The sequence below is a fragment of the Chryseobacterium proteolyticum genome, from assembly GCF_046591535.1.
In the GTDB taxonomy this organism is placed as follows: domain Bacteria; phylum Bacteroidota; class Bacteroidia; order Flavobacteriales; family Weeksellaceae; genus Chryseobacterium; species Chryseobacterium proteolyticum.
Window position 1 is genome coordinate 661,774 of sequence record NZ_JBJLWK010000002.1, and the last position, 21,126, is coordinate 682,899.

At 35.4% G+C, this 21,126-nt stretch carries 24 protein-coding genes and 1 pseudogene; 9 read left to right on the forward strand and 16 right to left on the reverse strand.

What is annotated here, in order from left to right; translation table 11 throughout:
- The first annotated feature begins 22 nt into the window (after positions 1–22).
- From ACJ5H0_RS09020 to ACJ5H0_RS09030, 3 genes are all read left to right on the forward strand, one after another.
- On the forward strand, positions 23–673 hold the full coding sequence (locus ACJ5H0_RS09020; protein WP_411249015.1) for an NAD(P)H-dependent oxidoreductase: 651 nt from the start codon (positions 23–25) through the stop codon (positions 671–673).
- 262 nt (positions 674–935) lie between these two features.
- Complete coding sequence (tyrS, locus tag ACJ5H0_RS09025) at positions 936–2,114, forward strand: tyrosine--tRNA ligase (protein WP_411249017.1); 1,179 nt, start codon at positions 936–938, stop codon at positions 2,112–2,114.
- 46 nt (positions 2,115–2,160) lie between these two features.
- Positions 2,161–2,598: a GNAT family N-acetyltransferase gene (locus tag ACJ5H0_RS09030; protein ID WP_411249019.1), complete on the forward strand. Its 438-nt coding sequence runs from the start codon at positions 2,161–2,163 to the stop codon at positions 2,596–2,598.
- A gap of 26 nt (positions 2,599–2,624) precedes the next feature.
- Here the strand turns inward: ACJ5H0_RS09030 and ACJ5H0_RS09035 are convergent, their stop codons facing one another.
- The 5 genes from ACJ5H0_RS09035 to panD all read right to left on the reverse strand — a co-directional run bounded on the left by ACJ5H0_RS09035 (position 2,625) and on the right by panD (position 5,366).
- Complete coding sequence (locus ACJ5H0_RS09035; protein WP_411249021.1) at positions 2,625–3,293, reverse strand: TerD family protein; 669 nt, start codon at positions 3,291–3,293, stop codon at positions 2,625–2,627.
- 2 nt (positions 3,294–3,295) lie between these two features.
- A complete protein-coding gene (locus ACJ5H0_RS09040) occupies positions 3,296–3,871 on the reverse strand; it encodes a TerD family protein (RefSeq protein WP_172280161.1) in 576 nt (191 codons plus the stop codon).
- 110 nt (positions 3,872–3,981) lie between these two features.
- Positions 3,982–4,221 (reverse strand): hypothetical protein, encoded by a 240-nt coding sequence (locus ACJ5H0_RS09045; protein ID WP_411249023.1) that lies wholly within the window; start codon positions 4,219–4,221, stop codon positions 3,982–3,984.
- 34 nt (positions 4,222–4,255) lie between these two features.
- Positions 4,256–4,951: a lysylphosphatidylglycerol synthase transmembrane domain-containing protein gene (locus tag ACJ5H0_RS09050; protein WP_411249025.1), complete on the reverse strand. Its 696-nt coding sequence runs from the start codon at positions 4,949–4,951 to the stop codon at positions 4,256–4,258.
- A 64-nt stretch (positions 4,952–5,015) separates the two neighbouring features.
- Complete coding sequence (gene panD / locus ACJ5H0_RS09055; protein WP_172280165.1) at positions 5,016–5,366, reverse strand: aspartate 1-decarboxylase; 351 nt, start codon at positions 5,364–5,366, stop codon at positions 5,016–5,018.
- A 398-nt stretch (positions 5,367–5,764) separates the two neighbouring features.
- Here panD and ACJ5H0_RS09060 point away from each other — a divergent pair, with 398 nt between their 5' ends.
- Positions 5,765–6,055 carry an HU family DNA-binding protein gene (locus tag ACJ5H0_RS09060; RefSeq protein ID WP_034682524.1) on the forward strand — a complete coding sequence of 97 codons (291 nt, stop codon included), beginning with the start codon at positions 5,765–5,767 and terminating at the stop codon, positions 6,053–6,055.
- A 73-nt stretch (positions 6,056–6,128) separates the two neighbouring features.
- Here ACJ5H0_RS09060 and pdxH read toward each other — a convergent pair whose 3' ends face one another.
- The gene (gene pdxH / locus ACJ5H0_RS09065) at positions 6,129–6,770 is read right to left on the reverse strand and encodes a pyridoxamine 5'-phosphate oxidase (protein ID WP_172280167.1); all 642 of its coding nucleotides are present in this window, start codon (positions 6,768–6,770) and stop codon (positions 6,129–6,131) included.
- Positions 6,771–6,794: 24 nt separating this feature from the next.
- Here pdxH and ACJ5H0_RS09070 point away from each other — a divergent pair, with 24 nt between their 5' ends.
- Entirely contained in the window at positions 6,795–7,343 is a 549-nt protein-coding gene (locus tag ACJ5H0_RS09070; RefSeq protein ID WP_411249028.1) for a YqgE/AlgH family protein, read from the forward strand.
- Between the two features lie 327 nt (positions 7,344–7,670).
- On the opposite strand, the gene ACJ5H0_RS09075 is transcribed toward ACJ5H0_RS09070, so the two are convergent.
- From ACJ5H0_RS09075 to ACJ5H0_RS09120, 10 genes and pseudogenes are all read right to left on the reverse strand, one after another.
- Positions 7,671–8,480 (reverse strand): aminotransferase class IV, encoded by an 810-nt coding sequence (locus ACJ5H0_RS09075; protein ID WP_172280171.1) that lies wholly within the window; start codon positions 8,478–8,480, stop codon positions 7,671–7,673.
- Positions 8,481–8,553: 73 nt separating this feature from the next.
- A complete protein-coding gene (locus tag ACJ5H0_RS09080; RefSeq protein WP_172280173.1) occupies positions 8,554–8,940 on the reverse strand; it encodes an START-like domain-containing protein in 387 nt (128 codons plus the stop codon).
- 189 nt (positions 8,941–9,129) lie between these two features.
- Positions 9,130–10,369 (reverse strand): annotated as a pseudogene (locus ACJ5H0_RS09085) (aspartate aminotransferase family protein).
- A 50-nt stretch (positions 10,370–10,419) separates the two neighbouring features.
- A complete protein-coding gene (locus tag ACJ5H0_RS09090) occupies positions 10,420–12,165 on the reverse strand; it encodes an OstA-like protein (RefSeq protein WP_411249030.1) in 1,746 nt (581 codons plus the stop codon).
- Between the two features lie 3 nt (positions 12,166–12,168).
- Complete coding sequence (locus tag ACJ5H0_RS09095) at positions 12,169–12,642, reverse strand: Fur family transcriptional regulator (RefSeq protein ID WP_089027587.1); 474 nt, start codon at positions 12,640–12,642, stop codon at positions 12,169–12,171.
- A gap of 96 nt (positions 12,643–12,738) precedes the next feature.
- On the reverse strand, positions 12,739–14,373 hold the full coding sequence (locus ACJ5H0_RS09100) for a KUP/HAK/KT family potassium transporter (RefSeq protein ID WP_411249032.1): 1,635 nt from the start codon (positions 14,371–14,373) through the stop codon (positions 12,739–12,741).
- Entirely contained in the window at positions 14,333–14,701 is a 369-nt protein-coding gene (locus ACJ5H0_RS09105) for a KUP/HAK/KT family potassium transporter (protein ID WP_411249034.1), read from the reverse strand. Before ACJ5H0_RS09105 ends, ACJ5H0_RS09100 begins: the two co-directional genes overlap by 41 nt.
- Before the next feature lie 103 nt (positions 14,702–14,804).
- Entirely contained in the window at positions 14,805–15,788 is a 984-nt protein-coding gene (locus ACJ5H0_RS09110; protein WP_273649199.1) for a pyruvate dehydrogenase complex E1 component subunit beta, read from the reverse strand.
- 110 nt (positions 15,789–15,898) lie between these two features.
- A complete protein-coding gene (locus ACJ5H0_RS09115; RefSeq protein ID WP_172280181.1) occupies positions 15,899–16,318 on the reverse strand; it encodes a DUF2147 domain-containing protein in 420 nt (139 codons plus the stop codon).
- A gap of 144 nt (positions 16,319–16,462) precedes the next feature.
- Positions 16,463–18,391: an LTA synthase family protein gene (locus ACJ5H0_RS09120; protein WP_411249036.1), complete on the reverse strand. Its 1,929-nt coding sequence runs from the start codon at positions 18,389–18,391 to the stop codon at positions 16,463–16,465.
- A gap of 89 nt (positions 18,392–18,480) precedes the next feature.
- On the opposite strand from ACJ5H0_RS09120, the gene ACJ5H0_RS09125 reads away from it, so the two are divergent.
- From ACJ5H0_RS09125 to ACJ5H0_RS09140, 4 genes are all read left to right on the forward strand, one after another.
- On the forward strand, positions 18,481–19,179 hold the full coding sequence (locus ACJ5H0_RS09125) for a CDP-alcohol phosphatidyltransferase family protein (protein WP_411249038.1): 699 nt from the start codon (positions 18,481–18,483) through the stop codon (positions 19,177–19,179).
- Positions 19,180–19,254: 75 nt separating this feature from the next.
- Positions 19,255–20,019 (forward strand): 3'-5' exonuclease, encoded by a 765-nt coding sequence (locus tag ACJ5H0_RS09130; RefSeq protein WP_273649206.1) that lies wholly within the window; start codon positions 19,255–19,257, stop codon positions 20,017–20,019.
- 2 nt (positions 20,020–20,021) lie between these two features.
- A complete protein-coding gene (locus ACJ5H0_RS09135) occupies positions 20,022–20,420 on the forward strand; it encodes a putative signal transducing protein (protein ID WP_411249040.1) in 399 nt (132 codons plus the stop codon).
- 69 nt (positions 20,421–20,489) lie between these two features.
- Positions 20,490–21,095 carry a fumarylacetoacetate hydrolase family protein gene (locus ACJ5H0_RS09140; protein WP_172280191.1) on the forward strand — a complete coding sequence of 202 codons (606 nt, stop codon included), beginning with the start codon at positions 20,490–20,492 and terminating at the stop codon, positions 21,093–21,095.
- The last annotated feature ends 31 nt before the right edge of the window (positions 21,096–21,126 follow it).

Sequence of the window (21,126 nt, forward strand, 5' to 3'; positions counted from 1 at the left end):
TAACAATAAAAAAGTAGAAAAAATGAGACATCTAATTATTTACGCACATTATAACGAAAACAGTTTAAACCACCATCTGTTAGAAACTGTTGTTGAAAGCCTGACTTCCCAAAATCATGAAGTTATTGTAAGAGATCTTTATGCAATTAACTTTGATCCTGTGTTTTCTTTAAAAGATATACAGGAACAGAGAATGGGAATTCTTGCCGATGATATCAAATATGAGCAGGAGTTCATCACATGGGCAGAGCATATTACCTTCATCTATCCTATCTGGTGGACCGGAATGCCGGCTATTATGAAAGGATATATCGACAGGGTTTTCAGCTATGGTTATGCTTACCGTTATGACCAGGGCATTCAAAAGGGTTTATTGGCAGGAAAACAGGCCATAATTATCAATACCCATGGTAAATCACATGCAGAATATGAACAAATCGGAATGGATAAAGCACTTTCATTAACCTCCGATAAAGGTATATTTACATACTGCGGTTTTGAGATCAACCAACATTTTTTCTTCGATAAAGCAGACAGGGTATCTCCTGAACAAGTGGAAATATGGAAAGAGCACATTAGAAATACATATTATGAAATCAATGATCGCTTAACGAATGCTAATGAATCTGAAATATTGAACACTCATCCATTGCAAACCCGTCAATCTTCTTAAAGAAAATAATCAGCCAGTTTCCTGATTGAATTCTTACAATAGAAAAAAGTTTCTATCTTTGCTGTTCATATGAAATATTTAAACAGCATATTACGTCTTCCTTTCTTTAATGAGTATTACTACCCGATGTACTGTTCGGGAAGACTGTCTATGTGTATAATTCAATAACAAAATACTAATTAATTATATAGAGCCCGAACATTATAGTTCGGGCTTTTTTAATGCAAAATTTTAAAAGAAATGATTCATTTATTACAAGAAAATGTGGAAATTATTTTACCACAAAACGGTCTGGAAAAAAAAATTACAACAGGCTAAAGACGAAAACAGGAAACTAAACATCAAACTGGGATTCGATCCTACTGCTCCGGACCTGCATCTCGGACACGCTGTTGTTCTAAAAAAACTCAGACAATTTCAGGATCTGGGACACCGGATTATTATTGTTGTCGGAAGTTTTACAGCAAGAATTGGGGATCCTACAGGAAAAAACAAAGCACGAAAACCGCTAAGCACCAAAGATGTTAATGACAATGCCCAAACTTATATCGATCAGCTATCTAAAATAATTGATATTAAAAAAACAAAAATTGTTTTTAATTCCGATTGGTTGGATCATTTGAACTTTTCTGAAGCGATCGGATTGCTTTCAAAAGTAACTGTAGCCCAGTTAATGCACAGAAACGACTTCAATAAAAGATTTTCGGAAAATACACCTATTGCGATGCATGAACTTGTATACCCTATTTTACAAGGATTTGATTCCGTAAAGATTGAATGTGATATCGAAATGGGAGGAACTGACCAGCTTTTCAACTGCACAATGGGTAGACAATTACAGGAAGTGTATGGGCTTTCACCACAGATTGTGATGTGCCTGCCTTTATTAAAAGGACTTGATGGAAAAGAAAAAATGAGCAAATCACTACATAATACCATTGGCCTGACAGATGAACCCAATGAGATGTTTGGAAAAACAATGTCTATTCCTGATTCTTTAATCGAAGAGTTTATGAATCTCACCACAGACTTTTCGGCTGTTGAAAAACAGAATTTGAAATCGAGGATGGAAAACGGAGAAAATCCCATGAATATTAAAAAGTTACTTGCTAAAAATATTATTACTCAATACCATGACGAGTCTTCAGCAAAAAGAGCAGAAGATTTTTTTGCTAATCAGGTTCAAAATAAAAACTTTGAAGAAAAGACATTCAAACCTGTTGGTATTGATTCCCTGCATCTCTCGGAAAATTATGTCCTTCTTACAGATTTGTGTCACCAGCTTAAGAGTGATCTGAGTAAATCAGCTATAAGGAGATTGATTGAAAATGGAGGAGTACAGATTAATCAGGAGAAAATAACAGATATCGATCGAAGAATTGAATTGAAAGAAGGCACCAAAATCAAAATCGGAAAAAGATTTTTTTTCGAACTTTTTTAAATCTTAAATTCAATATATTCGTGGTATTGAAAAGGTTGAATATACCATGGACTTTACATTGAAATACAGGAAAGCTGAGGAAAGCGATATTGAATTCCTGCTCGATCTGAGAATGAAAACGATGACTGAGCATTATGCCACCTCGAATCTGCCAACCACAAAAGAATATGCTCTTCAAAGGATCCTTTATCAATTTGAAAATGCTCATATCATCATTTTAAATGATAACCCAATGGGATTGTTAAAAATAAACAGAACTGCAGATAATATAAATATTTTACAACTTCAGATTCATCCTGACCAACAAGGTCTGGGTATTGGAAAATCTATTTTGAGAAAAATTATCCGTGAATCGGTTTCGGATCGGAAATCAGTTTCCTTAAGTGTTTTAAAAACTAATCGGGCACAGAAACTTTATTCCAGCTTAGGTTTTAAAATCATCGATGAAGATGATCATTCTTATAATATGAAATTTTTTAATTAAAAAAAGTATGCTTTCCAGCATACTTTCTATTTATATGTATAAGGCACCAGAACATCTATAAAATTATCCGTACTGTAAGGATCTCCTATTGCCCTGAATTTCCAGTCTCCATGATGGCGATATGCTTCAGCAAAAACCATCGAGCACATGCCATTTATACTGCTATCTCCGGAAAGACTATATTTTGTAATTTCTTTTCCTCTTGCATCAACCGCTCTGATAAAAGCATTATCAATCATTCCAAAATGCTGCCTGTTGGTCCTTCCCCGATATATAGACACGACAAAAATTATCTTTTGATAACGTTCGTTTAATTGATCCAGCTTCACTATAATCTGTTCATCATCTCCATCGCCTTCCCCTGTTCTATTATCACCCGTCAACCAGATGTGACCTGAAGGATGACGCATCGAATTAAAGTAAATAACATCACTTTCATAAAGCACAACCTGTTTTCCATTATGCCCATGAAGAGTTCTTCCCATATCAGCAACTTTCCCGTTTTTATCCAGAAGAAAAGCAACAGCATCGAGATCATATTCGGGCTCATTGCTGAATAACCTCCCAAAGAAACCTCCCTGCTTGCGAACGTCCCAACCCAATCCGATAGTGACCTGAGAAAGATCATAAACGCTTTCACCAAGATTGTTTTTCCTGAGATCTATCGTTTGGCCTTTTTGTAAATTAATTGCCATTGTTATTTAATGATTTGCCCTTTATAATATTTTTCAAGGAAGAAAGAAAGGTCTGCCCTGTAACCAATTCCGGAAGCCTCAAATTTCCAGCTTCCATTCCTCTTGTATAACCTGCCGAACTCGATTCCCGTTTCTATAGAAAAATCCTCATCCAGCTCATATTTGGCGATTTCCTGGTTGCTATTATTATCGATGATCCTGATATATGAATTTCTTACCTGACCAAAATTTTGTTTTCTTCTTTCAAAATCTTCGATGGTTACCACAAAGAGTATTTCTTCTACTCTTCCATCAACTTTTTCCAAATCGATAATAATAGATTCATCATCATCCCCGTCACTGTTCTTTCCACTCGGATCATCACCCGTATGAGTCAATGCGCCATCCGGAGAGCTTAGATTGTTATAAAAAACAAAATAATCTTCACTTACAAGCTTTCTTTCCGCATCGATCATAATTGCAGAAGCATCAAGATCAAAATCATATCCTCTTCCATCATTAGGATCCCATCCTAGTCCAATCGTTAGTTTTGTTAATCCTATATCTATTCTTTGTCCTTTCTGTAGGTTAATTGCCATAATAAAATCTTAAATATCTAAGATAAATTTGATTTCCCGAATATCCAAATATTTTAATAGAAAAAGCCCGATCTAATTGACCGGGCTGTATTGTATATCAGAATGGATATTTAACTTTCAAAATTATTGTGACTGACTCTGCTATTTCTTGCTTTCGCCAGCATTGGAATAGAAATCAATCCCATGACCAGCATAATTACAATTTGCAGAGGTAAGGAAATAAAAGAATAAGTAAGTCCCATTTCACCTCCTAATTCCGCACTTTTTCCCATGGATATAAATAATGCCATAAATCCGAATTTCATAGCCAGGTTGAAGGCTCCGATACCTCCACTGGCAGGGATGATCATTCCCAATGTTCCTACTACAATAATAAAGAAACCGTCAGCAATGGTGAAGTTTGAAGTTTCCGGAAGTGCAAAACATACAAGATAGGCTGCAAAATAATAGGATATCCAGATTCCCAGCGTATACAAAATAAACTTTCCTTTCTGTTTCAGCCTGAAAATCGAAGTGATCCCCTGGAAGATTCCATCTATAAAGCCAATAATCTTTCCTAAAAGAGGAATTGCTGCAAGCTTCTTCTTGAGAACAAAAAAAAAGTATTGTTCCTGCTACAAGAATTAAAAGAATGATTAAAATTTTATTTGGGTTGATATCTATTCCTGAGTTTTCGTAAAAAGAAAGAATGGCCTTGTATTTAAAGATTAAGGTTAATCCCAAGAATCCCAACATACAAATAAGATCCACTACTCTTTCTAAAATAATCGTTCCAAAAGATTTATCTACCGGAACTCCTTCCACTCCATACAATGCCGTAGCCCTTGCTACTTCTCCACTTCTGGGAATGGTAAGATTCATCAGGTAGCCAAATGAAATAGACCACAATGAATTGGAGTTAGAGATCTGATGCCCCATTGGCTCTAATAAAAGATTCCAGCGAACAGCCCGAAACCAGTAGGCTAAAATCCCAAAAACAGAAGCAAACAAAACCCACAGGTAATTTGCTTTTGCCAATGATTTCTGAATCACCTTAAAATCAAGTCCCTTTAAAGCAAGCCATAAAAAAAAAGCCTGCAAAAGCAAGCGAAATTACGACTGTAATTATTGACTTTATGGGATTCGTTTGTTTTTTCTCCATGAATCAGGTAAGAAGGTTTGTCTTTTCATCCGGGAAAACGATCTTTGGCTGGAAACTTTTTGCCTCCTCCGGCGTCATCTGTGCATAAGCTATAATAATGATGATATCATCCTTCTGAACTTTCCTTGCTGCAGGCCCGTTTAAGCATACCTCTCCGGATTTTCTCTTACCTTTTATAATGTATGTATCGAAACGCTCTCCGTTGTTTACGTTTACGATATAAACTCTCTCACCTACCACCAATCCGGCAGCTTCGATAAGATCTTCGTCAATCGTTATACTCCCGATATAATTAAGGTCTGAGGCAGTAACCCGTACCCTGTGAATCTTTGACTTGAAAACTTCTATTAACATGCTGCAAATTTATTAATAAAAATTTATAAATTGAAGTTTATAACCATTTTAAAAGCATCAGATACACAGGTATTTATTTTTTTTTTAAATTAAAATATTTGGATTTTACTTACTAAATCTACAATCATATCACCAAATACATTAATACTTAATACAAATTCAAGATTTAATAAATACAAAAAATAATATTCCGATTTAGCTAAAGTCAATACACATAAGCATTTGGCATGATTTTAGTAACGGGTAACGTAGATTTTTGGTGAAAAACCGAATTATGATATTTTGATGTTTTTTCGCCAAAATCAAAAAAATAACACAAAATTTAATAAAAAAATTGCACAATTAGAAAATAGTATTATATTTGCTATAATTACGAACCAACTTTAATATTAAAAATTATGAACAAGTCTGAATTAATCGACGCAATCGCAAAAGATGCAGGAATTACAAAAGTTGCAGCAAAGTCTGCTCTTGAATCTTTTATTTCTAACGTAACTACTACTTTAAAGAAAAAAGACGGAAAAGTTTCTTTAGTAGGATTCGGTACTTTCTCAGTAGCTGAGAGAGCTGCTAGACAAGGTATCAACCCTGCAACTAAAAAACCAATCAAAATTGCTGCTAAAAAAGTTGCTAAATTCAAAGCTGGAGCTGATCTATCTACAGCAGTTTCTGGAGCTAAGAAAAAATAATCATTCAGATTAGAAAATGCAAACCTCATCTTTTGATGAGGTTTTTTTATGTTTATTCAGTTTGATAAAGGGATTAAGGCGCTAAACGGGAAATTTTCCAGTCGAGACCTTCAAGCTGATAGATAATCCTGTCATGTAATCTATTGGGTCTGCCCTGCCAGAATTCTATCTCATAAGGTTTTGCGATATAGCCACCCCAATTCTCAGGTCTTGGAACTTCATCCGTTTCATATTGCTTCTCCAGCTCTTTTAATTTCTCTTCCAGAAACTCCCTGTTGGGAATAATCTGGCTTTGAGGCGACACTACTGCACCCAGCTGGCTGCCTTTTGGTCTGGAATGAAAATAGCCATCACTCAGATTCTCCGCTACCCGTTCCAAATTGGCTTTTATGATGATCTGCCTTTCAAGTGTTGGCCAGAAAAAATGGAGACAGGCCTTATGATTTTTTTCAATTGCCTTTCCTTTTTTGCTTGAATAATTGGTGTAAAAAATAAACCCTTCATACGTATATGCCTTTAAAAGAACCATTCTCGTCCTTGGGCATCCATCTTCCTCTACAGTTGATATAGCCATTGCATTTGCTTCGGAAACATCTGGATTCTCTGACGCTGTAAGAAACCAATCCCTGAACTGCTCAATCGGATTTTGTTTTATCTCACTTTCAATAAGTTGGGATTTCTCATAGATTTTTCTCTTATCGTGAAGGTTTTCCATAAATATTTTTTATTAAATTTGAGTATGCATTACTCATACAAAGGTAAAATATTAATTTCCACACCTGATATTTCCGGAGATATTTTTTCCAGATCAGTAGTCCTTATCGTAGAACACAACGAAAGCGGCGCATTTGGTTTAATATTAAATAAGAAAAACAATCAGGTGAGTGGCAAGTTCAAGAACTTCTTTGATTTTAAAATCGATGTGTACGATGGTGGACCGGTGGAAAATGATAAGATATTCTTTATTGTAAAAGGCAAAAAAGTAACGGAACTATATACTGATATTGCTGATGGATTTTATCTGACAGAGGATATTGAAAACATCATTAGCTCCGTTTTAAATGGAGACCTCCTTATAGATGATGTCAAGATCTTTTCCGGATATTCAGGATGGACAGCCAATCAGCTGGATAGTGAGGTTCAAAGAAAAATGTGGACTGTAGTCGATATCTATAATCTCGACTATACATTACCCAATGACCAGACCTTATGGAAAACTATCATGCAGAATCTGGGTGGTGAATATCTACTCTGGGCTAATTCCCCGGAAGATATTTCATTGAATTAATTCTACTTATATTGGAATTCGAGAAAAAAATATTAACAAATTTTAAGCTTGCTTTAACCAATTTTTAAGAAAGAATTTCCGTTATTTGAATAACCAAAAAGTCGTGAAAATGAAAATCTTAAAACAACTCATTTTATTTTTCTTTCCGGAAGTATTTTTAACTCTTAAGCCTATTAAGGTGAAGCGAGGCAATAAATAAAAATAATATTGTAAATAAGTCTGCCAGATACATCTCAGCAGGTTTAAAAAAATACAATTTCTGATATATTCAGAATAAAACCCGGTAAAGGACTTTGGAACTTTTGTTGTTTACCGGGTTTGTCAATTTTAAAAACTTTCCTTCCATTTTTCCACCAATTCGGTGAATCGGGAATTTCCAAAAGTCTTATTTCTTATCTTTCCTACAGAAAATATGCCTTTCTCATCTGAAATCATTAAAATTTCTTCAGCTTTCTGAGATTCAAATGCAATAATTTCATGCTCTTGAATATCAGCAAGATTATTCTTATGTAAAAAAGTAACAAAATTTTCCAGTAAAGGAGAAATGTATGCACCTTCAGAATGTTTTGGAACTTTAATGATATTTCCTTCTAAAAACAGAAGGTTTCCAGAAGTGGATCTCGCAATCCTCTTATTCGGATTAAGCAGAATCACATCATCCAGATCGTTTTCCTGAGCATAAATCCCTCCATAGATGTTTTCAGGACAATGAACCCTGATATTACTCAAAAGATTATTATTTACATTAATTTCTTTGATAAGATCAAGCTCAAGAAGCCTTTGATGAATAGCCAGAATATCATCCTTTTCATCGACTTCATAAAAATAGGAAATTGATGATTTGGCTAAAGTAAGTTCATCTGAATTCCTGAAAACCTGAAAATTAATAATCGCATTTTTACTATTCTTTCCTTCAATCACCTCTTTTTGAAAAAGAGTTTGAAAAAATTCAAGAGTATAAGTCAAAGGAATATTCATTCTCATTTTTCTCATTGAGGCCATTAGGAAGAAATAACACTCTTCGTCCATAATGAGCTTAGAGTTCCTAATAAAAAAAGAAACCTTTACAGCATCTCCCAGGAGAAATGCCCTGTTCTTCACATTCAATTCGTCTGATGTAAAATATTGATTTTCCAATGTATGATTTATTTATAAAAAAATAATGAACGATAAATCGTTCATCAGTTTTATCATTTTGTACAGTCCACTATTAAGCAGCCCCTAGTTTTATTCTTAGATTTTCTATAAGATTCTCCCAATACATCGCATTTTCTTCTTCATCTCCTTCTTCACAAAAGTCTGTGATATTTAAAGCCAAATCTTCAGTAATATCATCAATCGTGATGGTCATTTCAAAGAAATTCTTTGTTCCCTCATCTTCTTCCCATCTGAAACGCACGAAACCTTCTGGCTTATATCTAATCAAAGTCGCCTTTTCAGCAGGGCCTCCACCCCAGCTAAAAAAGAAGTCATCTCCTTTCTCTACTACCTCATCCGCAAACCATTCAGATAATCCTTCTGCCGTCGCCAGATACTCATATAAAATCTCTGAAAGACAATGCATTGGAAATTCGTAATGGACTTTAAGTTTCGCCATATAATCTTTGTTTTATCGTCCCGCAATATATAAATTAATTTTTTTATTACACAAAAATGTATTTACTTTTTTATACAATATGCATGATATTTGTCACAGTTGTTCTGACACTATCGTGAAGGATTTTAAAAGCAAAATTTACAGTGCTTGGCATAAAAAAATCTCTTCTTTGAAAGAAGAGATTGATATCTAATTTTCGTTTAAAACTTCAAGGATAATCTGGCATCCCTCTTTTATTTCCTCAAGAGATATGGTTAATGGTGGAGAAATTCTTAAATATTCATTCCTGTACAGTTGCCAGAACACTACAAGACCTTTTTCCATACACTTCTGAGCAACTTTTAAAGTATATTCCGGGCTTCCTAAATTTACAGCGAGCATCAACCCTCTCCCGTTTATATTACTGATCTTGGGATGCACCAGTAATTCTCTGAATAGTTCCTCTTTCCTGTCCACCTCATTCATTAGCCCACTTTCTAGTATTTCTTTTAATGTTGCATAGCTGGATGCAGCTATAAGAGGATTCCCTCCGAATGTAGTGATATGTCCCAACTTCGGCGAATGTGACAAACTATTCATTATTTCCTTAGAGCTCATAAAAGCCCCAACAGGGACTCCACCTCCCATTCCTTTCCCCATAACAAGGATATCCGGGACAATTTCATAATGTTCAAATGAAAACAGCTTCCCTGTCCTTCCAAACCCCGGTTGTATCTCATCCAGGATAAGGAGAGCCCCCACCTCCTCACATCTTTTTTTTTAATTTCTTCAGATAATCGTTCTGAGGAACTAAAAAGCCTGCCGCACCCTGTATCGTTTCAAGAATTACACAGGCTGTCTTCTCTGTAATCTTATCCAGATCATCTTCATTATTGAATTCAATAAATGATACCATCGGTAAAAGAGGACGAAATTCCCTCTTATGATACTCATTTCCCGAAACACTTAATGCTCCATGGGTATTTCCATGATAAGAATCTTTAAAGGAAATAATTTCTTCCCTTCCGGTATATCTTTTGGCCAGCTTCAGACTTCCATCTATAGCTTCAGCTCCACTATTGACAAGATAAGTAACTTCCAGCGGATCCGGAGTAGCTTCTGCCAGCAAACGACATAATGCCACAGGTTTATCCTGCGCATATTCACCATATACCATTACATGAAGGTACTTTTCCGCCTGTTCTTTGATTGCATTAACGATTTTAGGATGGGAATGTCCCAAAGTATTTGCAGAAACTCCTGCTACAAAATCAAGATATCTCTTTCCGTCCGTTCCAAAAATATAGCTTCCTTCTGCTTTTTCAACTTCAAAACCTGCTGCAAATTGTGTAGTTTGTGCCTGGTATGAAAAAAAAATCTTTTTGCAATTCCATTTTAAATAAAATTTTAGCAAAGCTAAAAAACATTCATTAAATCCCGAAATTATCATTACACAAAAAAAGCCTGCTTTTTGGCAGGCCTTTTATATTTTACAGAAACTTATTTTCTGACTCTCTTAGGTTTTTTAGCTTCTTCCTTAGCTTTTTCCTTTTCAACAGCTTCTTTAGCCGCATCATAAAGTTCAGTGTCGGCTTCGTATTTTATCTCTTCATATCCAGGAGTATCTACGAGGATATCCTGCCATTTCCTGATTCTGTCTTTTGTATTCCAGTTAAAGTCCTGAAACTTCCTTCTGGCAGGTTCTATCTTACTCATAGGATATGTATCGGACGTTGCCCCGATATTACAGGATACAATCTGAAGTACTCTGCTTTCAAATATAGCATCAATGATCCCACATGAGGTAAGTGTAATACCTATTCTTTCATTTTCTTTAGTCTTTTCGTTAAAGTCATCCGCATAACTTATAGCCTGTGCATTTCCTATAACTTTGGTTTCTTTAACCTCGCTTTTTTCATAATAAACGGTCATGAGCTTTCCTTTTACCTGGTCGAACTCATCTTTCAGGTTCAAAGAATCAACTTTACTTATGGCGAATGCATTTCCTATTACTTTCAAGGAATCAAGATCCTCGGTTGCCGTATTAAAATAAGCTTCGATTTTATCTCCTGTCACTTGCTTTTCTCCACTCCATAAGATTGGTGCAGTATACATATGCATAATACCATCCGTTTCGTTAAATGCAATGGAATCTGCTCTTCCCTGTGCATTGGACTTATAAAACCGTCCTTTCCTGAATGCTCTCAAAAAACTTTTTTTCTTTGTAGCATCAGTTTCATCAGGTTTCTGATAAGAGATTATCTTTTCAGCTGCAAAATATATAGAATCCTTTTCAAGGATCTTTACGGCATATGGATTTTTGGTAATGATCGAAGAATCTTTCTTTTGAAAAATTTCTCCATAGCCTCCTTTCACATATCTTTTTTCTTTAGGATCATCTAATGTCACATTTCCGGTAGCTGTACCAAACCCTGTGAGCTGATTAAAATACATATCATCTCCGGTCAGAATTTTATCGTTATAATGTATCCTCGAATTTTTATTAAGGTAGGATTCTTTAGAACCCATTTTATAGGTACCTCTTTCGGTGTATATATAGTTTTTCGGATTGGCCCTGTTGGTTATCGTTGTGGGACCAAAGAACTCAGCAACTTTAGTATTCTGGTTCTGTTTGATGTTGGGACCTTCGATAACATAGTCCGGAGTATCAATTTTTACATTACCTACAAAATCGATCATCTTCGTATCCAGAAAATAGGTCGCAGATTTTGTATACATCACATTCTGTCCGTCAGAAATCGTTCCTCCTGTATTAAAATAGGCAAGATTTGAAAGTTTATCGTAATAAAGAATATCGGTTCTGATGGTTTGCTTTGGGTCGGTAAGTACTACGTTCTTACGTGCAACGCCCTTTTGGGTATTCCCATCGTATTCCATTTCCCCAGCAGTAATTACCGATCCATCTGTGTTCTGGAGCTTTGTATTACCAATCGCTTTCGCAAAGTTTTCTTCGCTATACAGCACAACTTCATCTGCCGTAAGGATAGAACCCTGATTTTCGATTTTTACATTTCCCTCAAGATATTGGTTTCCGTCATACTTTGCAGGATCTTTTTTTACAAAATCCGCATGGATGATTTTAATTTTATCTTCAGGTCTTATTTGCTTGGGTGCATTATTATTTACAGGAGCTTTTAAATAAGGATCCCTTTGCGCAGGCTTTTGTTGATCTTGCGCAAACATAAAAGTAGAAACAAAGAGTATCAGAAAAAGAATCAGTCTCATTGATTAGTCATTCTTAATGCCATAAAAATACAGCGAATGAGAATCAATTTTTACGCCAAAAGCATCTTCTATAGCTTCTTTGATCCCTTGAATCCTAGGATCACAAAACTCTATAATTTCCTCAATCTCCTTATCAGAATCTTTTTTGTAGATCACCAAGTGATCATGTTGCTTATCAAAATAAGACTTCTCATAAGATGAAGACGTCAGTGTTTTTTCTCCAAATTGGTGTTTACGAATTAGCCCTGCATCCAGGAAGATCTCAATTGTATTGTAAATTGTTGCTTTAGAAACATGATATTTCTTCTGCATCATCAACAGATAGAGATCATCCACATTGAAGTGGTGATCCATATTATAGATCTCTTCCAATATGGTGTATCTCTCAGGTGTGTTTCGGAAACCTTTTTCTAAAAGGTAGTTTCTCAAAACATCTTTGATAAGAGCTATATTTTTTTCTTTTTGTATAGTATCCATTAAAATAATTATCTACAAATTTATTAATTTTTATTTAAATAGATAGTATGCTTATAAAGTGGTGCTTAGAAGTTATGGCGTAAAAATCCCGCCTGTTCAATTTTTTTTATCATATAATGTCTCCTCTGTAATCGGAGCAGATTCTACCACTACATTGTGTGAAGTGACTCCCCAGGCCTTGAAATCGTCACTTCCGATATACTTCACAAAATTGTAAATATTAAGCGTGATTTTTTGTTTTACCGTCAAAAGTATATCGTTGATATATGTATTATCTATAATCACATATTTAAGATCCGGAGGTATATTATGTGCTCTCAAAGAAGGATGACTGCTTCTTGAAGGAATAGTTCCATCAGCCATAAGGTCTTTCAGAACCATACCGAAATAATCATTGATTCTGCGGTCTACTTTAAATCCTAAAAGAAAATTCACTTTAAATACAGTTCCTGGTAATATTTCATCTACCGTATATTTAAAAGTATAGGGATCTTCCTGATTTACAATACTTAAAACAAAATAATGATCTGCTCTTTTAGGCTGTTTCTTGATGATGGAATAAATAATCTTTGACTCTACCTCGTCATTTCTTTTTGCTCTGCTTAAGTAAGCCAGATTGGTAGCATATTTAGGAATGGTCTCATCAAGTTTCATATCCTTAATAATAGACACATATTTATCGATCTTTACATATTGTATAAAGTTAGCCTTGATCAGTCTGCCGTTATACCATGCATACATACATACTGCAATAAACCCACCTAACACCATTGTTAGCCATCCTCCATCAACAAATTTGATGACATTAGCATAGAAAAATCCTGATTCAAGGAAAAGATAAACCGCTCCAAAACCGATGATAAAGAATTTGCTTACCCGTGTTCTGCTCAACCAGAAAAGTAATAGTATGGTTGTCATCAACATGGTAATGGTAATCGTCAGACCATAAGCCGCTTCCATTCTTTCAGATTTTTGAAAAAATATAACCACAACAAAACAGAATACCATCAATCCCCAGTTTACTCCCGGGATATACATTTGTCCTTTAATACCCGAAGGATATTCAATGTGCTGATTAGGCCAGAATGAAACTGACATGGCTTCCGAGAACATGGTAAATGATCCGGTGATTACGGCCTGACTGGCGATAATTGCAGCAGCTGTTGCAAGGATAACCCCAGGTAAAACAGCCCATTGCGGCATAATTCCAAAGAATGGATTCACTCCACTGAACACCTGATGATAATTATCCAGCAGCCATGCCCCTTGTCCCAGATAGTTCAGGATAAGCATTAATTTTACAAACACCCAGCTGATTCTTATATTTTTAGCACCACAATGCCCCAAATCCGAGTACAAAGCTTCCGCTCCTGTTGTACAAAGGAACACTGCTCCCATGATAACAATAGCACTTGGAGAGTGTGTAATAAGATTGTAGGCATATATCGGGTTGAATGCTCTTATAATTTCAATGTGATCAAAAAGATGGATTGATCCGAAAACCCCTAAAGCCAGGAACCAGGTTACCATAACGGGTCCAAAGAATTTCCCAATAGAAGCCGTTCCAAACTGTTGTACCACAAAAACTACAAACAGGATGACCAGGGTAATGAGAACTACCGGTGTCTCGGGATTATATATTTTTAAACCTTCAATAGCAGACATAACCGTTAGTGAAGGAGTGATTACACTATCTGCAACAAGTGTTGCTGCTCCTATAATGGCAACCACATAGAGCCATTTCTTCTTGAGTTTCTTTACTAGTGAATAAAGTGCAAGAATTCCCCCCCTCTCCTTTATTATCTGCTCTTAGAGCAATAATTACATACTTGATAGTAGTTTGAAGGGTCAATGTCCAGATAATACATGATAATGCACCTTCAATATATTCATCGAATGGCATTGCCGCACCATCTTTTCGGGCATTCACAATTGCTTTCATTACGTACAATGGTGACGTCCCAATATCCCCAAAAACAATTCCGAGGGACACAATAACCCCTACAAATGAAAGTTTCTTTAAGTCAAAATGATGACCACCCTCTGTAACTTCTGACATATCAGCTAATTTTAAAAGCGCAAATCTACACTAAATTTATGACCTCATGAATTATTCTTCATGAATATAATAAATGAAAAAACTTCCTTTCGGAAGTTTTTCTCTATGATTTAATATACAACGCATTTTTAATCTCCTCTTTCACTTTTTCAAGTTTAGGGAACCATTCTGCAAATAAAGCTGCTGAATATGGAGCAGGAGCATCAGGAGTCGTAATTCTCTTGATTGGTGCATCCAGATAATCGAAAGCTTTTTGCTGAACCATATATGCAATTTCAGAAGAGATAGACGCAAACGGCCATGCTTCTTCCAAAATAACCAGTCTGTTTGTTTTCTTAACAGAATTTAAAATAGCATCATAATCTAAAGGACGGATTGTTCTAAGGTCGATCACCTCTACAGAAATTCCTTCTTTAGCCAAATCTTCAGCAGCCTGAATCGCTACTTTCATTATCTTACCAAAAGAAACCAAAGTTACATCCTTACCTTCTTTCTTGATATCTGCCTTTCCGATCGGTAGATAGTATTCTTCTTCAGGAATCTCCATTTTATCTCCATACATCTGCTCGGATTCCATGAAGATTACCGGATCATTATCCTGGATTGCTGATTTCAATAATCCTTTTGCATCATAAGGATTAGAAGGTACGATCACTTTCAATCCCGGACAGTTTGCATACCAGCTTTCGAAAGCCTGAGAGTGCGTAGCTCCCAATTGGCCTGCAGAAGCAGTAGGACCACGGAAAACAATAGGACAATTCCACTGTCCTCCACTCATCTGACGGATTTTTGCTGCATTATTGATAATCTGGTCAATTCCTACCAAAGAGAAATTGAATGTCATAAATTCTACAATGGGTCTGTTCCCATTCATCGCTGCACCTACGGAGATTCCGGTAAAACCAAGTTCTGCGATCGGTGTATCGATTATTCTTTTAGGACCAAATTCATCCAGCATTCCTTTTGAAGCTTTATACGCACCGTTGTATTCTGCAACTTCCTCCCCCATTAAATAAATGGATTCGTCTTTACGCATTTCCTCACTCATTGCCTGTGCAATTACCTCACGAAAAGTATATTCTGCCATATTTCTTTGAAAAATTTAGACTACAAAAATAGTGTTTTTTTATTACACACATCATAAAAACGGCATCTCATTTAAATGAAATGCCGTTAATTAATTTTATTTAAAACAGATTAGTTTACTTTTTGCCAAGTCTGCGTTCTTCCTAACAGGGATAAACCGATGTATCCTCTTACATTCAACTGATCTCCGGATCTTGTAATCGTACATTTATACGTTTTTCCAGTCTTTGGATCTGTAATAGTTCCTCCGGTAAATTCGTCACCTTCTTTTTTTAATCCCCTGATAATTTCCAGTCCAAGAATAGGTTTTCCTTTTCTGTCATCTTTACAATTTGTACAGTTAGGATCAGCAGGCTTTATAAGTAATTGCGATACCTTGCCATAATAAGTCCCATCTGTTTTTTTATAGATTTCTACAATAGATTTTGCCTGTTTGGTTTCATCATCTATAGTTTTCCATTTTCCTTCTATCTGTGCAAAAGATAATATACTTGCCAAAGAAAATGCCAGGGTAAATAATAATTTTCTCATATACTTGTTATTTTAATTTTGATATACTGTTCTTGTTATCTATTTAACGCTAAAAATATAAATTAATTTTAAACAAACAAAAACATTTATTATACTAGGCATATATAACAAGACACATACCAATTTAAAAAATTAAACACCCTCTTAGTTCAGTTTACGGTTGATAACCCTATCCATATAATCCTGATACCAGGCTTTGGCAATCTCCTTTCCTTTTTCAGTCTCCGGTGTATTCAAATGATCTGCCAGATTTTTCTCCAATCCCAGATCTGATTTATCATAAATGCCTACTACATTTTTTCCGTCGAAACGATAGATATAATTCCCAATAATAAATTGTTCCACACCGCCATCTGAATTTGCTATGATAGCAGGGTATTTTTTATCACTTACGAGACTTCTTCCCCAGCTTCTTATCCTTTTATTATATCCGATCAGATCTGCCAGTGTTGGGTAAATATCAATCTGCTGTGCTTCTTCCGTATTTACTCCTTTCAAATGATATTCGGGATTGGGAGAATATAAAATAATCGGAACGGCAAAACGGTTCATACTTTTCTGATATTCCGGATAATAGATTTCATTGGTATGATCTCCGGTAAACACGAAAATAGTATTATTATACCAGGGTTGTTTTTTAGCCGTTTCAAAATATTTTTTTATTGAATAATCAGTATATTGTATCGGTTCATGCATTTGATTTTTACCTTTTTTAAATTTCCCCTGGTATTTTTCAGGAATTTTAAAAGGATGGTGAGAAGAAGCGGTAAAAACAGTAGCCATAAATGGTTGCGTTTTCCCAACATTTTTAGCAAAGTATTGCAAAAACGGCTCATCCCAGATCGCCCACATTCCGTCAAAATCGGCATCATGATTATATTCGGTCTTTCCAAAATAATGTTTGAAGCCTAAAATATTTCCAAAGCCCAGGAATCCCATGGATCCATTGGGTGCTCCATGATAAAATGAGGTATCATAACCCAGATCATTACATATAGAAACAATAGATTGTATTTTCTGATTGGAATATGGTGAACTTGTAAAAGCATCCGTAAGACTCGGAATTCCGGCAAGCACACTGCTCATTCCATGGATAGACTGTCTTCCGTTCGCAAAGGTGTTGGGAAAAATTAAACTTTCACCAGCTAAACTATCAATAAACGGGGTGTAAGAAACATAATCTTTAATATTCTTATCCTTATTAAAAGCTCCGGAATATTCCCTGCTGAAGGATTCAACAATAAATATTACGATATTCGGACGGTTGGTTACCTGCCTGTCGTATATTTTATAAGGCTGGATATTATCCTCTATAAACTTCTGGTCTACAAAGTGAACTTCTTTAAAATTATTGGTTCCTAATGTTCTGAAGAATGAAAACGTACTGTTCAAAACCATATTCCCCTGAGATGGAATTTTCACGAAACGATTTGCGTCCACAAGATTAATAGGCCTTGTGCTGTGTCTGAAGTCTCCACGGATCCCTCCTACTACCAAAACTGTAATTCCACATAGACAAAGGACAGAAAGGATAAAATAAGGAATAAGTCTTACCGGCTTCTGTTCTGTGATCTTTACCCTTTTGTAAAGAAAAACCCACAGTGCCATAAGAACAAAAAACCATATAAGAACAAAAGGATTCTGAACAATGGAAGCACCAAACACTTTTCCGATATTAGTTTCATGCTTGGCCACCTGAAATGCAGCCGACGTTAATCTTGTCTGGGCAAACTTATAATAAACAAAATCACCGAAGTTCATGACATAGGCAATTCCATTTGTAATAAAGTAAAGCCAAAATAACATTTTTTGATATCCTTTTCTGGTATTGATTATAACAGGGATAAGACTCAGCAAAATAAATAAAGAATTGACATATAAAATTGCAGTAGTATCAAAGGCGATTCCATGAAAAGATAAACTAAAATAGTCTGAAACCGAATCTACCTTTATGAGCTCTCTATTAAAATACCAGAACAAAAATCTGGCAATCTGATAAAAAACATATGCCAAAAAAATCCGGTATACCAATACCAGAACTTCCTGTTTTCTAAATTCTTTAAAAAATTTCATTTGGCAAATTTACATCAATTTCAGATTAATGTATTTTTTAGTGGGGAATATTTTAACCTAGAATTCTTAAAAAATGTAATTTTGTGACTATGAATTTTATTAAAAACAATCTTGCGAACGTCCTAACCTTAGGAAATTTATTTTCCGGATGCATAGGGGCAGTGCATCTTATCCTTGGTGACTATAAAATAACTGCTATTTACCTTATCCTTTCGCTGGTTTTAGACTTTTTTGATGGCTTTGTTGCCCGCGCTTTAAAAGCTAATTCGAATCTGGGGGTTCAGCTGGATTCACTGGCGGATATGGTAAGCTTTGGTTTTATTCCTGGATTGACCATGTTTGTTGCTCTCACAGACAATTCTTATTCTCACATTCCATGGTATGCTTATTCAGGATTTTTACTTACTGTATTTTCATGCCTGAGGTTAGCAATTTTTAATCTGGATGAAGATCAGAAGTATTACTTTAAAGGTTTAAATACACCTTCCAATACTATTTTAATTTTTGGTTTGTATTATGCCTTTAAAAAAACTCAGAGCTATGAGCTTATATTTTCCAATCTATATCTGATGATAGCCATTACCATTGTCTTTTCGTTACTTTTGGTAAGCCCTGTTAAAATGATTGCCATGAAATTCAAATCCATGAAACTGGAAGACAATTATCCAAAACTTGCTTTATTAATAGGTTCCATTATCATTCTGATCATATTGGGAACAGTAGGAATCCCGATGGTTATACTTTATTATATTTTAATTTCACTTATATTTCAAAAACAACTTACATAAATTCAGAATTTTGACTAAAATAAATTGATATATTATTACTTCAAAATTCACTATCTCAACTTATAAATCTTCAGTATGAATTTAAAACTATATAAACCTCTTTGCATTTTCGACCTTGAAACAACGGGAACAAATATCGGAAAAGACAGGATTGTTGAAATCTGTATTCTAAAGGTAAATCCCGATGCATCCAGGGAAAGTAAAACCTGGCGTATTAATCCTGAAATGCCAATTCCTTTGGAATCGAGCCAGATTCACGGCATTTATGACGAAGACGTTAAGGACGCTCCTACTTTTAAATCCATTGCTTCGAAGGTAATGGAAATGATTTCAGGCTCAGATTTGGGAGGTTTCAACTCCAACAGGTTTGATGTTCCTCTTCTTGCAGAGGAGCTTTTGCGCGCAGGAATTGATTTTGACCTAAGCAAATTCAAGTTGGTGGATGCCCAAACCATCTTCCATAAGAAAGAACCGAGAAACCTTGGAGCCGCTTATCAGTTTTACTGTGGTAAGACATTGGAGAATGCACACTCCGCTGAGGCTGACGTTATGGCAACCTTTGAGGTATTAGATGCCCAGGTAGGAAAATATGATGACGTGCCGAATGAAATTGCTGCTTTGAGTGAATTTACATTTCATAATAAGAATGCGGATTTAGCAGGGTTTATTGGATTCAACGAGAAGATGGAGGAAACTTTCAGCTTCGGTAAATATAAAGGACAATGTGTAAAAGTAGTTTTCCAGAAAGACCTGGGATATTATGGTTGGTTACAGAACGCCGATTTTCCTTTGTATACAAAGAAGGTCTTTACAAAAATTCAACTATCAAGTAAATTCTAAGGATGTCAAAACTTGTTCGTTTTAAATTTTACGAAACGGCTCTTGAAGCCAATAGGGATAAACAGATATTGGCAGAAAAAGGCCTTAACAGCTTCATAGCTAATGAGCAGCTCATTCAGTCGGACTGGCTATTGTCTCAGGCAGTGGGAGGAATTCAGCTTCAGGTTTTTGAAGACGACCTGGGTAAAGCAACGGAAATTTTGAAAGATTACAAAGAAAACGAGAATATGGCTCTTGAAGTGGAGCATACCATCGAAGATCCCGAATTCGATTTTGTATGTCCAAAATGTGGCTCCAATCATATTTACAGAGATGATAGTGCTACAAGTTTTTTCGGAGTTTCTATCTTAACAAGTCATAAGTTCATCTGCTATTACTGTGAGAATGAATTTACCCATTAACAATTAAATAATTTTTGCAAGGTATCATCGTCAATGATTTCATACCATGCAATAAAAAAATATAAGCATATGAAAATTATCTGCATAGGAAGAAATTATAGTGAGCATGCGAAAGAATTAGGAAATGAAATTCCTGAAAAACCTGTAATCTTTATCAAACCTGATACTGCTGTCCTGAAGGGTAATGATTTTTACCTACCCGAATTTTCTAAAGATATTCATTATGAACTTGAGGTGGTATTGAAAATCTCAAAAGGAGGAAAATACATCCAAAAAGATTCCGCCCATAAACATTATGAAGAAATCGGTTTGGGGATAGATTTTACAGCAAGGGACCTGCAGACAGAGTTAAAATCAAAAGGCCTGCCTTGGGAATTAGCTAAGGGGTTTGATGGTTCAGCTGTAGTAGGAAACTTCTTTAATAAAGAAAATTATAATCTGGAAAGTTTAGGCTTTTCATTACTGCAAAATAAAGAAAAGGTACAGGACGGAAACACAAAGGATATGATATTCAGTTTTGATGATATCATCGCGTTCGTTTCCCAGTATTTCACATTAAGAGTGGGAGACCTTATCTTTACGGGAACTCCAAAAGGAGTTGGGAAAGTTGAAGAAAATGATATTCTGGAAGCATTCCTTGAGGATGAAAAAATTCTGGATATCCGAATATTATAAGTATTTAACAGCGTATTTCATATTTTTTTCA

What these genes read in the sequence shown, in the direction of transcription:
- ACJ5H0_RS09020 (WP_411249015.1), top strand. Translation starts at nt 23, where the DNA reads ATGAGACATCTAATTATTTACGCACATTATAACGAAAACAGTTTAAAC.
- tyrS (WP_411249017.1), top strand. Translation starts at nt 936, where the DNA reads ATGTGGAAATTATTTTACCACAAAACGGTCTGGAAAAAAAAATTACAA.
- ACJ5H0_RS09030 (WP_411249019.1), top strand. Translation starts at nt 2,161, where the DNA reads ATGGACTTTACATTGAAATACAGGAAAGCTGAGGAAAGCGATATTGAA.
- ACJ5H0_RS09035 (WP_411249021.1), bottom strand. Translation starts at nt 3,293, where the DNA reads ATGGCAATTAATTTACAAAAAGGCCAAACGATAGATCTCAGGAAAAAC.
- ACJ5H0_RS09040 (WP_172280161.1), bottom strand. Translation starts at nt 3,871, where the DNA reads ATGGCAATTAACCTACAGAAAGGACAAAGAATAGATATAGGATTAACA.
- ACJ5H0_RS09045 (WP_411249023.1), bottom strand. Translation starts at nt 4,221, where the DNA reads ATGATCATCCCTGCCAGTGGAGGTATCGGAGCCTTCAACCTGGCTATG.
- panD (WP_172280165.1), bottom strand. Translation starts at nt 5,366, where the DNA reads ATGTTAATAGAAGTTTTCAAGTCAAAGATTCACAGGGTACGGGTTACT.
- ACJ5H0_RS09060 (WP_034682524.1), top strand. Translation starts at nt 5,765, where the DNA reads ATGAACAAGTCTGAATTAATCGACGCAATCGCAAAAGATGCAGGAATT.
- pdxH (WP_172280167.1), bottom strand. Translation starts at nt 6,770, where the DNA reads ATGGAAAACCTTCACGATAAGAGAAAAATCTATGAGAAATCCCAACTT.
- ACJ5H0_RS09070 (WP_411249028.1), top strand. Translation starts at nt 6,795, where the DNA reads ATGCATTACTCATACAAAGGTAAAATATTAATTTCCACACCTGATATT.
- ACJ5H0_RS09080 (WP_172280173.1), bottom strand. Translation starts at nt 8,940, where the DNA reads ATGGCGAAACTTAAAGTCCATTACGAATTTCCAATGCATTGTCTTTCA.
- ACJ5H0_RS09090 (WP_411249030.1), bottom strand. Translation starts at nt 12,165, where the DNA reads ATGAGACTGATTCTTTTTCTGATACTCTTTGTTTCTACTTTTATGTTT.
- ACJ5H0_RS09095 (WP_089027587.1), bottom strand. Translation starts at nt 12,642, where the DNA reads ATGGATACTATACAAAAAGAAAAAAATATAGCTCTTATCAAAGATGTT.
- ACJ5H0_RS09105 (WP_411249034.1), bottom strand. Translation starts at nt 14,701, where the DNA reads ATGTCAGAAGTTACAGAGGGTGGTCATCATTTTGACTTAAAGAAACTT.
- ACJ5H0_RS09110 (WP_273649199.1), bottom strand. Translation starts at nt 15,788, where the DNA reads ATGGCAGAATATACTTTTCGTGAGGTAATTGCACAGGCAATGAGTGAG.
- ACJ5H0_RS09115 (WP_172280181.1), bottom strand. Translation starts at nt 16,318, where the DNA reads ATGAGAAAATTATTATTTACCCTGGCATTTTCTTTGGCAAGTATATTA.
- ACJ5H0_RS09120 (WP_411249036.1), bottom strand. Translation starts at nt 18,391, where the DNA reads ATGAAATTTTTTAAAGAATTTAGAAAACAGGAAGTTCTGGTATTGGTA.
- ACJ5H0_RS09125 (WP_411249038.1), top strand. Translation starts at nt 18,481, where the DNA reads ATGAATTTTATTAAAAACAATCTTGCGAACGTCCTAACCTTAGGAAAT.
- ACJ5H0_RS09130 (WP_273649206.1), top strand. Translation starts at nt 19,255, where the DNA reads ATGAATTTAAAACTATATAAACCTCTTTGCATTTTCGACCTTGAAACA.
- ACJ5H0_RS09135 (WP_411249040.1), top strand. Translation starts at nt 20,022, where the DNA reads ATGTCAAAACTTGTTCGTTTTAAATTTTACGAAACGGCTCTTGAAGCC.
- ACJ5H0_RS09140 (WP_172280191.1), top strand. Translation starts at nt 20,490, where the DNA reads ATGAAAATTATCTGCATAGGAAGAAATTATAGTGAGCATGCGAAAGAA.